This window comes from Ectothiorhodospira mobilis (assembly GCF_900114895.1).
Lineage (GTDB): Bacteria > Pseudomonadota > Gammaproteobacteria > Ectothiorhodospirales > Ectothiorhodospiraceae > Ectothiorhodospira > Ectothiorhodospira mobilis_A.
Map to the genome: position 1 here is coordinate 314,325 of NZ_FOUO01000001.1, position 11,071 is coordinate 325,395.

The following is an 11,071-nucleotide window of genomic DNA, read 5'->3' on the forward strand; positions in this document are numbered from 1 at the left end:
GCCCGCGGGTCGGGTTCTGACGTGCAACGAGGGCGCAGCGACTCAGAGCAGGAACCGCAACCCGCCGAGGATCAGTGTGGCCTGGGCCAGCAGCAGACCCGCGGTCCACTTGATGATCTCCACCTTCATGCTGCCCATATCGCCACGCAGCTCGGCCATGCGCACCTGGGTCTCCCCGCGCAACTGCGCGATCTCCCGGGACACATCGCCACGCAGCTGTTCGATCTCCCGGGACACATCGCCACGCAACTGCTCGATCTCCCGGGACATATCGCCACGCAACTGCTCGATCTCCCGGAATACGTCACCCCGCAACTTTTCGATCTCCTGCTGCAGCCGGCCCTCCATCTCCCGGGTCTCGGCCCGCAGCTTTTCGATCTCCTGTTGCAGCCGGCCCTCCATCTCCCGGGTCTCGGCCCGCAGCTTTTCGATCTCCTGTTGCAGCCGACCCTCCATCTCCCGGGTCTCGGCCCGTAACTGCTCAATCTCCTTTTGCAGGCGCAATTCACTCTCCCGCAAGGCCGCTCCGGTGGCCAGGTCGGTCACCTCGGGATAGCGCTGCTCCATCTGCTCGAAGGCCTCGGCGATGACCCGGGCCCGGGCCCGATCATCCGGGGCGCTGCTGAGCTGTTCGTAGAGGTCGATGACGGAGGTCATGGGGGGATAGGTCTGGGATCCAGAAGGCAAGTATCCCATGCAGGAAGCCATCCGGAAAGGCCCGACGGCATGGCCGCCCACCCGCTCATGAGACGGGGGGCGGAGCAGCCAGCCGCCCCCTTAGGGTCAGCGGTGGTATTCGCTCACCCGCTCCACCTCGTTGCGGGACCCCAGCACCACGGGGACCCGCTGGTGGATGTCCTCGGGGGAGAGGGTCATCATGCGCTCACGGCCCGTGGTACAGGCACCGCCGGCCTGCTCGACGATGAAGGCCATGGGGTTGGCCTCATACATGAGGCGGAGCTTGCCCCCCTGCCCCTTGGCCTTGATCTTGCTGTCCAGGGGATACATGAACACCCCGCCACGGGTGAGGATGCGGTGCACCTCCGCCACCATGGAGGCGATCCAGCGCATGTTGAAGTCCTTGCCCCGGGGGCCGTCCTTGCCCTGCAGGCATTCGTCAATGTAACGCTTCACCGGGGGTTCCCAAAAACGCATGTTGGAGGTGTTGATGGCGAACTCCTGGGTATCCTCGGGGATCTGCACATGGGAATGGGTGAGCAGGAATTCGCCGAAATCCCGGTCCAGGGTGAACATGTTCGTACCCTTGCCGGTGGTGAGCACCATCATGGTAGACGGGCCATAGACGCAGTAACCGGCGGCCACCTGCTCCGTGCCCGGTTTGAGGAAGTCTTCTTTGCGCGGGTTCTTGATTCCGGCCGGGGCCTTGAGGACGGAGAAGATGGTGCCCACGGAGACATTGACATCGATATTGGAAGAACCGTCCAACGGATCGAAGAGGACCAGGTACTTGCCGCGATGGGCCTCGTCGGAGAGATGGTAGACGTCATCCATCTCCTCCGAGGCCAGGGCGGCCACGTGGCCGTTATGGGCCAGGGCCTCGATGAAGATGTCATTGGAGATCACGTCCAGCTTCTTCTGCTGCTCCCCCTGGACGTTCTCGGACCCGGCGGTGCCCAGCACCCCCACCAGATCCCCCTTGTTGACCAGGTCGGAGATCTTCTTGCAAGCCACGGCGATGTCGTTGAGCAGGCCGGTGAACTCGCCGGTGGCCCCCTCGAACTGCCGCTGGGTCTCGATGATGAAGTTGGTGAGTGTGGTTCCGATATACATGACGTTTCCCATGGTGGTGTGGATCAATCCCGGCGCGGCAGGCTTGTTGTGTTTGTCCCGTGGATCACGGACCGCGCATCACAAACGGTGATACTAACAGAACGTTTCGGCCTGTCCCATGCACCCACACCCCGCCCCTTGCCTGCGGGGCGCGAGCGACCCAAGATAGGCGATGTCCTCATGCCGTATCCGGTCATAGCCCGTCAGGACGCAGCACCGGAGGCCACGGCGACCCATCACCCAAGCGAACCGGAACGGAGTCAACCCCATGCCCAGCACACCCGAAACCGCCCCCAGCCCTGCAGCGGACACCAGCGCCCCAGCGGTGGACACCAGTGGCCCTGCCTCCCTGCCCCCGGCCCTGGAGGGGGAACGGCGCACCCTGGAGAGCCCGGCCGGCCGGCTGTGCTACTACCATGACGCCCCCCGGGGCAAGCCCCAGAGTCCCATCCCCCTGCTGCTGATCCACAGCGTCAATGCCGCTGGCTCCGCCTACGAGGTCAAGCCGGTCTTTGATCACTACGTCCAGCAACGGCCGGTCTACGCCCTGGAACTCCCGGGGTTCGGGGGATCGGACCGCAGCGATCGCGCCTATACCCCGCGGCTGATGACCGACGCCATCCACGCCATGGTGCAGGAGATCCACCGTCATCACGGCAACGGCCCCGTGGACGCCCTGGCCCTCTCCCTGGGCTCGGAATTCCTGGCACGGGCCGCCCAGGAGGATCCGGAGGCCTTTCGCACCCTGGCGCTGGTCAGCCCCACGGGGTTCTCCGGCACCCGGCGCCTGGACGGCCCGGCGGAGAGCACCCGCGGCATGCCCTGGTTGCACGCCCTGCTCACCCGAGGCCCCTGGAACCAGGCCCTGTTCGACGCCCTCACCCGGCGCAGCGTGATCCGCTACTTCCTCAACAAGGCCTTCGGTTCCCGCAGCATCGACCTCGGGCTTTTGGAATACAGCGTGGCCACCACACGTCAGCCCGGGGCCCAGCACGCCCCCTACCACTTCCTGGCCGGCAACCTCTTCAGCCGCGACATCACCCGCGTGTACGAATCCCTGCAGTTGCCGGTATTCATGTGCCACGGCGAACGCGGGGATTTCGTGGACTTCCGCGGCAAGAGCGCCGTGGAGGGACGCAGCAACTGGCAGGTACACGAAATGCCCACCGGGGCCCTGCCCTACTTCGAACGTCCGGAGGCGTTCATGAACCTCTACGATGCCTTTCTGAAGCAGGGCTGAGGCCGGTTTGGACGCCATCCAGGGCTATCTCCTGTTCCTGGCCAAGGCCGTCACCGTGGTGGTGGCGGCCCTGTTCCTGGCGGCCGGGCTTGCCGGCGCCGCCGGGGGCGGCCGGGGTGCGGGCCAGGAACGCCTCGTGGTGCGCCGGGTCAATGACCGCCACCGGGATTTCGAGCGCACCCTCAGGCGTCGCATGACGTCCCCGGGAGGCTGGCGGGAACGGCTCCGGGCGCTGCGCGCCCCCGGGGCGGCCAGACCCCGGCGGCCGGCCGGAGGAGATCGCCCCCGGATCTTCGTGCTGCGTTTCCATGGCGATCTGCGGGCCACCCAGGTGGAGAGTCTGCGGGAGGAAGTGACCGCCGTGCTCACCCAGGCCCGCCGCCACCTGGACCGGGTGGTGCTCCTGCTGGAGAGCGGGGGCGGCATGATCCCCCACTACGGCCTGGCCGCCGCCCAGATCCAGCGGCTGCGTGAGGCGGATCTCCATATCACCGTGACCGTGGACCGCATCGCCGCCAGTGGCGGCTATCTCATGGCGGCGGCGGGACACCGCATCGTGGCCGCCCCGTTCGCCGTGGTGGGCTCCATCGGGGTGGTGGCGCAACTGCCCAACCTGCACCGCTGGCTCAAGCGGCGGGACGTGGACATGGAGGTCCTCACCGCCGGCGAGTACAAGCGCACCCTCACCCTGCTGGGACGCAACACCCCGGAAGGGCGGGCCAAGCTTCAGGAGGAACTGGAACAGGCCCACCGCCTGTTCAAGGACTTCCTCGCCCGCAACCGGCCGGGGCTGGATCTGGAGCGGGTGGGCACCGGCGAGTACTGGTACGGGGAGCAGGCGGTCACGCTGGGCCTGGTGGACGAGCTGGCCACCAGCGACGGCCTCCTTTGCCACCTGGCCGCGGAACACGACCTGTATGAGGTGACTTGGCAGCGGCGCCAGCCCCTGGGGCGGCGTCTTGGCGGGGCCATCGGCCGGATCCTGGAGCGGATCGGGGCGGGATAAAAAAAGGCGCCGCAGGATAAACCGACGGCGCCTGGATGTCTGGTCGGAGTGAAAGGATTCGAACCTTCGACCCCCGCCTCCCGAAGGCGGTGCTCTACCAGGCTGAGCTACACTCCGAACGCACCTACCGGGATCTTGGCCCGGCAGGTGGCGTATTGTGCTACGAACCAGAGCGGATGTCCAACCCTCAGTAGACCCGGCCCACGGAGAAGCGCGCCAGGGAGGCCATGGCCTCCCGGTAGGGGCTCTGGGGCAGGACCGACAGGCTCTGCACCGCGTTCTCCGCCTCCCGCTCCGCGGCCTGGCGGGTGTATTCGATGGAATCGCAGTCGGTGATGGCGGCCAGGACCCGGTCGGCGTATTCGCGGCCGCCCTTCTCGATGGCCTCGCGCACCAGGGCCTTTTGCGCATCGCTGCCCACCCGCATGGCATGGATCAGCGGCAGGGTGGGCTTGCCCTCGGCCAGATCGTCCCCCATGTTCTTACCCATCTCCTCACGCGTACCGCTATAGTCCAGGACGTCGTCGATCAACTGGAAGGCGGTGCCCAGGTGCATGCCATAGGCGGCCAGGGCCTGCTCCACGGAAGGGTCCCGCCCCGCCAGCACCGGCCCCACACGGCTGGCGGCGTCGAACAGCTTGGCGGTCTTGGACTGGATCACGTGCATATAGCTCGCCTCGGTGGTGTCCGCGTCGTGGCAGTTGAGCAGTTGCATCACCTCCCCCTCGGCCACGGTGCTGGTGGTGTGGGAGAGGATCTCCATCACCCGCATATTGCCGATGTCCACCAGCATCTCGAAGGAACGGGAATAGAGGAAATCCCCCACCAGCACGCTGGCCTCGTTGCCGAAGCGGGCGTTGGCGGTCTCCCGGCCACGACGCATCTCCGAGGCATCCACCACGTCATCGTGCAGCAAGGTGGCGGTGTGGATGAACTCGATCACCGCCGCCACCTCGATGTGATCCCCCCCCTCGTAGCCCGAGGCACCGGCCGAGAGCAGCACCAGCATGGGCCGCAGACGTTTGCCGCCGCTGCCGATGATGTAATGGCCCAGCTGGTTGATCAGCACCACGGGGGATTGCAGCCGCCGGCAGATGCAGTCGTCGACCGCCTTCATATCGTCGGCGACCAGGTCGCGTATCTCGTTGAGTTCCATGGACGGAATCTGTGTACTCGGGGAGGGAGCCTTCGGCATGCTAGGAACGCAGCCGGGGGGTGTCAAGGCATGCAGGGGCATGGCGGCCCCGCAACATTTGACCACCGCGGCGCGTCAGCGTAAACTTCCGCGTCTTTGGTTTGAAGCCCTTTTCGGAGATCGTCAACGATGTACGCGGTTATCGCTACCGGTGGCAAGCAGTACCGGGTTGCCCAGGGCGACGTCATCCGTGTCGAGAAGCTCGACGCGGAGGCCGGCGCCTCAGTGGAATTCGACAACGTCCTGCTGGTCGGCAGCGGCGAGGAGGTGAAGGTGGGGGCCCCGCGCGTCGAGGGCGGCAAGGTGACCGCGACCGTCAAGGCCCATGGCCGGGGCGAGAAGGTGGAGATCATCAAGTTCCGCCGCCGCAAGCACTCCCGCAAGCACATGGGGCATCGCCAGCATTTCACCGAGGTGGAGATCACCTCCATCGCCGGCTGATCATCAGGAGGTAGGCAAAGATGGCACACAAGAAGGCAGGCGGCAGCACCCGCAACGGCCGCGATTCAGAGAGCAAACGCCTCGGGGTGAAGCGCTTCGGTGGCCAGGCCGTCGTACCCGGCAACATCCTGGTGCGCCAGCGGGGTACCCAGTTCCATCCCGGCCTGAACGTGGGCTGCGGCAAGGACCACACCCTGTTCGCCAAGGCACAGGGCAAGGTGGTCTTCGAGACCAAGGGCCCCAAGGGCCGCAAGTACGTGAGTGTGCTGCCGGCCTGAAGCCCGCGTACAGCCCGTACCCTGTACCGAAAGCCCCGGCCTGCCGGGGCTTTCGTCGTTGAGGTGAAGGAAGGCCCCTGTCCCTTGGGCGTCCGGGGACGTATCCTTGATGTCCTGCACCTGGAAATTCGAGCCATGAAATTCGTTGACGAGGCCACCATCAAGGTCAAGGCCGGAGACGGCGGCAACGGCTGCGTCAGCTTCCGGCGGGAGAAGTTCGTCCCCTTCGGCGGCCCCGACGGCGGCGACGGCGGCGACGGCGGTTCGGTCTACCTGGTGGCCAGCCATGACCTGAACACCCTGGCCGATTTCCGTTTCCAGCACCACTTCGAGGCCCGGCGCGGCGAGAACGGCCGCGGCCGTAACATGACCGGCCAGTCCGGGGCGGATCTGGAGATCCCCGTGCCGGTGGGTACCCTGGCCTTCGATGCCGACACCGGCGAACTCATCGGGGACCTGGTGACCGACGGGCAGCGCCTGCGGGTGGCCCAGGGGGGATACCACGGCCTGGGCAATACCCGCTACAAGAGCTCGGTCAACCGGGCGCCGCGCCAGTCCAAGCCCGGCACCCCCGGCGAGCGCCGCACCCTGCGCCTGGAACTCAAGGTCCTGGCGGATGTGGGACTGGTGGGCCTGCCCAACGCTGGCAAGTCCACCCTCATCTCCCGGGTCTCCGGGGCCCGGCCCCGGGTGGCGGACTACCCCTTCACCACCCTGCACCCCCATCTGGGGGTGGTGCGCGTGGGCCCGCTGCAGAGCTTCGTCATGGCCGACATCCCCGGTCTCATCGAGGGGGCCGCCGAAGGGGCGGGCCTGGGCATCCGTTTCCTCAAGCACCTGACCCGCAACCGCCTGCTGCTGCATCTGGTGGATGCAGACCCGCCGGACCCCGAACTCGCCCCGGAGCGGGCCGTGCGCATCATCGAGCGGGAGATGACCGAGTTCGACCCGGAACTGCTCAGCCGGCCCCGCTGGCTGGTGCTCAACAAGGCCGACCTGATCCCCGAGGAACTGCGCCAGCCCCTGCTGGATGAACTGGTCCGCGCCCTGGACTGGGAGGGTCCGGTGTTCTTCGTCTCCGCCGCCACCGGCGAGGGGACCCAGGCCCTGATGCAAGAGGTCATGCAATACCTGGACAGCCATGCCGCTGACACGAAGACAACTGGGTGAATCCCGCCGCTGGGTGGTGAAGATCGGTTCCGCCCTGATCACCGACGACGGGCGCGGACTGGACCGGCAGGCCCTGGCGGGCTGGGCCGAGCAGTTGGCCCGCCTGCGGCGCGCCGGCCATGAGATCATCCTGGTCTCCTCCGGGGCCGTGGCCGAGGGCATGACCCGCCTGGGCTGGAGCGAGCGCCCCAGCGCCCTGCACGAACTCCAGGCGGCGGCGGCCGTGGGCCAGATGGGGCTCGTCCAGGCCTACGAGACCCACTTCCAGCAGCACGGCCTGCATGCCGCCCAGGTGCTGCTCACCCACGATGACCTGGCCAACCGCCAGCGCTATCTCAATGCCCGCAGCACCCTGCGCACCCTGCTGCGCCTGGGTTCCATCCCCGTGGTGAACGAGAACGACACCGTCGCCTCCGAGGAGATCCGCTTCGGCGACAACGATACCCTCGCCGCCCTGGTCTGCAATCTGGTGGAGGCCACCCTGCTGGTGATCCTCACGGACCAGCAGGGCCTGTTCGACCGCGATCCGCGCACCTTCCCCGATGCCCGCCTCATCCCCGACGGCCTGGCCTCCGACGCCGGTCTGCTCAAGCTGGTGGCCCCCACCTTCGGCCGCCTGGGCAGCGGGGGCATGGCCACCAAGCTCACCGCCGCCGCCCGCGCGGCCCGATCCGGCACCCACACCCTCATCACCTCGGGCCGCAACCCCCGGGTCCTGGAGCGCATCGCCGCCGGGGAACAGCTGGGCACCCTGCTGCACCCGGACCAGGAACCCCTGGCGGCGCGCAAGCGCTGGATCGCCGGACAACTGGTGTCCAAGGGGGAACTGGTGCTGGACGCCGGCGCCGCCCGGGTCATCCGCGAGGCGGGGCGCAGCCTGCTCCCCGTGGGCGTCACCCACGTCAAGGGCCGCTTCTCCCGCGGCGAGGTGGTCACCTGCCTGGACCCGGACGGCCGCCCCGTAGCCCGCGGCCTGGTGAACTACGCCGCCGACGAGGCCCGGCGCATCATGCGCCGCAAGGCCGACGAGATCGAACACATCCTGGGCTATGTGGACGAACCCGAACTCATCCACCGGGACAACCTGGTGGTGCTGTGACCCCCCGCGCCGCGGACTGATCGGCTGCTATTCCACCTTGAGGTAGGCAAACCCCTGGTCACTCTGGAGTTCGGCCAGCCGCACCACCCCCGAGGGCACCGTGCGCACCCCCTCGTACAGGGCCTCCCGGGGCAGATCCGCGGCCCTGCGGGTGATGTCGCACAGCTCCACCTCCACCCCGTGCACGGACATGAGACCCTCGAGCCGCCCCCGCAGATCGTCGCGGACCGCCTCCAGATCCGCGTCCGCGGCGAACGGGGTCCCCTCCAGGTCATCGCCGGTGACGAAACGGATCCCGTGGGAGACCACGACGATGCGGATGTCCGCATCCCGGAGCTGGTCCTGGTAGTGCATCGCCATGTTGCGGATGCTGCTGAGCATGGCGCTGAAACGGCGCGGATCGGCGAAGTCCGCGTGATAGACCACCCGGGCCTCGGTGTCCGCGGCCCGCACCTCCTGGGACACCACCGGCGTGGCCAGCAGCGCCACCCCCAAGAGCCAGCCGACCCCTCCAACAATGGACCTGCGCCCTGCGTTCATGAGACTCCCTCCTGCGGCAAGGATGATGGATCGCGGACCCCGGGCCCGCCGGGTCCAGCTTGGCAAGAGGATTGCGGTAAATCAAGACGGGTTCGGCTCCCCCCCTTGCTTGACAAGCCTCCGTCCCCCGTGCAAACTTCCCGGCCTTTCCGGAACCGACCCGAATTGCAGGAGATCACCTTGGCCAACATCGCCTCCGCCCGCAAGCGTGCCCGCCAGGCCGAAAAGAACCGCCAGCGCAATATGGCCGCGCGTTCCCGCTTCCGCACCGCCGTGAAGAAGGTGCTGAAGGCCGTAAGAACGGGGAATCAGGAAGGCGCCGCCGAGGCCTACCGCGCCGCCGTGCCGGTGATCGACAAGGCCGTCTCCAAGGGCGTGATCCACCGCAACAAGGCCGCGCGCCACAAGAGCCGTCTGAACGCCCGCATCCGCAGCCTGTAATCGGCCCGGCCGGCCCTTCGCCCGAGGCGATGGGCCGGCTGCGGGCGGGGCGGCGCCCGCCGCCCCGTCACCGGGCTGACCGCAGCGCACGGTAGAGCATTCAGCGGCATCACCGCCGCTGGTAATCCCCCCTGCCGTAGCCCAGCGGGTACACCGGCAAGAAGGGGAAGCGGTCGGAACCATCCCCTTCCACCCCTGCGGGCCCGCCCATGAGCCGGCTGCTCCGATCCACCGCCATCGTCAGCGCCATGACCCTGGTGTCACGGCTGTTTGGCTATGTGCGGGACATGGTGCTGGCGGTCACCTTCGGCGCCAGCGGCGCCACCGACGCCTTCTTCGTCGCCTTTCGCATCCCCAACTTCCTGCGCCGGCTGTTCGCCGAGGGGGCCTTCTCCCAGGCCTTCGTCCCCGTCTTCGCCGAATACCGCCAGCGCCATGGGCGGGCGGCCCTGCAAGACCTGCTGGATCATGTCAGCGGCACCCTCACCGTGGTGCTGCTGCTCACCACCGCCGCGGGCATCCTGGCCGCCCCCTGGCTGATTCATCTCTTTGCCCCGGGCTTCGGCGGCGACACCGGACAGCATGCGTTGGCGGCACAGATGCTCCGTATCACCTTCCCCTACCTGTTGTTCATCTCCCTGACGGCCATGGCCGGAGGCATCCTCAACAGCGTGGGGCGTTTCGCCGTGCCCGCCTTCACCCCCGTGCTGCTGAACCTGGCCCTCATCGGCGCCGCCCTGCTGGCGGCACCGCACTTCGACGAACCGGTGGTGGCCCTGGCCTGGGGGGTCTTCATCGCCGGCGCGGCGCAACTGCTCTTCCAGGTGCCCTTCCTGGTGCGGCAAGGGCTGTTGCCCCGCCCCCGCCTGCGCCGCGGCCACGAGGGGGTGAGCCGCATCATCCGGCTCATGCTCCCGGCCCTGCTGGGCACCTCCGTGGTACAGGTCAACCTGCTGGTGGACACCCTAATCGCCTCCTTCCTGGCCACCGGCTCCATCAGCTGGCTGTATTTCTCCGACCGCTTCGTGGAACTGCCCCTGGCCCTGTTCGGCATCGCCATCGGCACCGTCATCCTGCCCCGCCTGTCGGGGGAGCACTCGGCCCGGGACCCGGCGGCCTTCACCCGCACCCTGGACTGGGCCCTGCGCCTGTCCGTGCTCATCGCCCTGCCCGCCGCCCTGGGGCTCGTGCTGCTGGCCACCCCCATCCTGGCGGCCCTCATCCAGTATCGGGAGTTCCTGGCCACGGACACCGCCATGGCGGCCCTCTCCCTCATGGCCTACGCCCTGGGCCTGCCCGCCTTCATCCTTATCAAGGTCCTGGCGCCGGGCTACTTCGCCCGTCAGGACACCCGCACCCCGGTGCAGGTGGCGGTGATCGCCATGCTCGCCAACATGGTCCTGAATCTGGCCCTGGTGGTCCCCTGGGTGCTGCTGGACTGGCCCGGCCCCCACGCCGGCCTGGCCCTGGCCACGAGCCTCTCCGCCTACCTGAACGCCGCGTTGCTATACCGGGGCCTGCGCCACACGGGCATCTTCAGCCCCCTACCGGGGTGGCCGGGATTGGGCCTGCGCATCCTGCCGGCCCTGGCGGTCATGGCCACCGTGTTGTGGAGCCTGACCCCGGCGGCGGTCCAGTGGACGCAGTGGGAGGCGCCGCTGCGGGTGGCGGCCCTGCTGGGCCTGGTGGCGGCCGGGGCCGCCGCCTACGGGGGCATGCTCCTGGCGGCGGGGGTGCGACCCCGGCAACTGTTGCTGCACTGAAGATCCGCCTCCCAGGGCAATCGCACATAGAGATTGATTCTTATTTGAGTCCGAGTAAGTGAGCACGGTACTCGTCAGATGTTGCCGCGATGATCCGTTTGGTCTTG

12 protein-coding genes and 1 tRNA gene are annotated in these 11,071 nt (G+C 67.9%); 8 read left to right on the forward strand and 5 right to left on the reverse strand.

Annotated features, from left to right (window positions below; genetic code table 11):
- Positions 1-42: 42 nt before the first annotated feature.
- Both BM214_RS01360 and BM214_RS01365 read right to left on the reverse strand, forming a co-directional pair.
- Complete coding sequence (locus BM214_RS01360; protein ID WP_090483393.1) at positions 43-657, reverse strand: coiled-coil domain-containing protein; 615 nt, start codon at positions 655-657, stop codon at positions 43-45.
- Between the two features lie 126 nt (positions 658-783).
- Positions 784-1,791, reverse strand: coding sequence for a class 1 fructose-bisphosphatase (locus tag BM214_RS01365; RefSeq protein ID WP_090483430.1), 1,008 nt, complete (start codon positions 1,789-1,791; stop codon positions 784-786).
- A gap of 268 nt (positions 1,792-2,059) precedes the next feature.
- On the opposite strand from BM214_RS01365, the gene BM214_RS01370 reads away from it, so the two are divergent.
- Together BM214_RS01370 and sohB are read left to right on the forward strand one after the other, a co-directional pair.
- The gene (locus tag BM214_RS01370) at positions 2,060-3,031 is read left to right on the forward strand and encodes an alpha/beta fold hydrolase (protein WP_090483394.1); all 972 of its coding nucleotides are present in this window, start codon (positions 2,060-2,062) and stop codon (positions 3,029-3,031) included.
- Between the two features lie 7 nt (positions 3,032-3,038).
- The gene (gene sohB / locus BM214_RS01375; RefSeq protein WP_090483395.1) at positions 3,039-4,037 is read left to right on the forward strand and encodes a protease SohB; all 999 of its coding nucleotides are present in this window, start codon (positions 3,039-3,041) and stop codon (positions 4,035-4,037) included.
- Between the two features lie 40 nt (positions 4,038-4,077).
- Here the strand turns inward: sohB and BM214_RS01380 are convergent.
- Both BM214_RS01380 and ispB read right to left on the reverse strand, forming a co-directional pair.
- Positions 4,078-4,154 (reverse strand) — tRNA-Pro (locus tag BM214_RS01380).
- Between the two features lie 70 nt (positions 4,155-4,224).
- On the reverse strand, positions 4,225-5,193 hold the full coding sequence (ispB, locus tag BM214_RS01385; protein ID WP_090483396.1) for an octaprenyl diphosphate synthase: 969 nt from the start codon (positions 5,191-5,193) through the stop codon (positions 4,225-4,227).
- Positions 5,194-5,361: 168 nt separating this feature from the next.
- Between ispB and rplU the strand changes: the two genes are divergently transcribed.
- The 4 genes from rplU (at position 5,362) to proB (ending at position 8,220) form a co-directional block, all read left to right on the forward strand.
- Entirely contained in the window at positions 5,362-5,673 is a 312-nt protein-coding gene (gene rplU / locus BM214_RS01390; RefSeq protein ID WP_090483397.1) for a 50S ribosomal protein L21, read from the forward strand.
- A 20-nt stretch (positions 5,674-5,693) separates the two neighbouring features.
- Positions 5,694-5,951: a 50S ribosomal protein L27 gene (rpmA, locus tag BM214_RS01395; RefSeq protein ID WP_090483398.1), complete on the forward strand. Its 258-nt coding sequence runs from the start codon at positions 5,694-5,696 to the stop codon at positions 5,949-5,951.
- Between the two features lie 135 nt (positions 5,952-6,086).
- On the forward strand, positions 6,087-7,121 hold the full coding sequence (cgtA, locus tag BM214_RS01400) for an Obg family GTPase CgtA (protein ID WP_090483399.1): 1,035 nt from the start codon (positions 6,087-6,089) through the stop codon (positions 7,119-7,121).
- Positions 7,093-8,220 (forward strand): glutamate 5-kinase, encoded by a 1,128-nt coding sequence (gene proB, locus BM214_RS01405; RefSeq protein ID WP_090483400.1) that lies wholly within the window; start codon positions 7,093-7,095, stop codon positions 8,218-8,220. Before cgtA ends, proB begins: the two co-directional genes overlap by 29 nt.
- 27 nt (positions 8,221-8,247) lie before the next feature.
- Here the strand turns inward: proB and BM214_RS01410 are convergent, their stop codons facing one another.
- Positions 8,248-8,760: a DsrE family protein gene (locus BM214_RS01410; protein WP_090483401.1), complete on the reverse strand. Its 513-nt coding sequence runs from the start codon at positions 8,758-8,760 to the stop codon at positions 8,248-8,250.
- Positions 8,761-8,940: 180 nt separating this feature from the next.
- Between BM214_RS01410 and rpsT the strand changes: the two genes are divergently transcribed.
- A complete protein-coding gene (gene rpsT / locus BM214_RS01415) occupies positions 8,941-9,201 on the forward strand; it encodes a 30S ribosomal protein S20 (RefSeq protein ID WP_090483431.1) in 261 nt (86 codons plus the stop codon).
- Between the two features lie 209 nt (positions 9,202-9,410).
- Positions 9,411-10,964, forward strand: coding sequence for a murein biosynthesis integral membrane protein MurJ (murJ, locus tag BM214_RS01420; RefSeq protein WP_090483402.1), 1,554 nt, complete (start codon positions 9,411-9,413; stop codon positions 10,962-10,964).
- Positions 10,965-11,071: the final 107 nt, after the last annotated feature.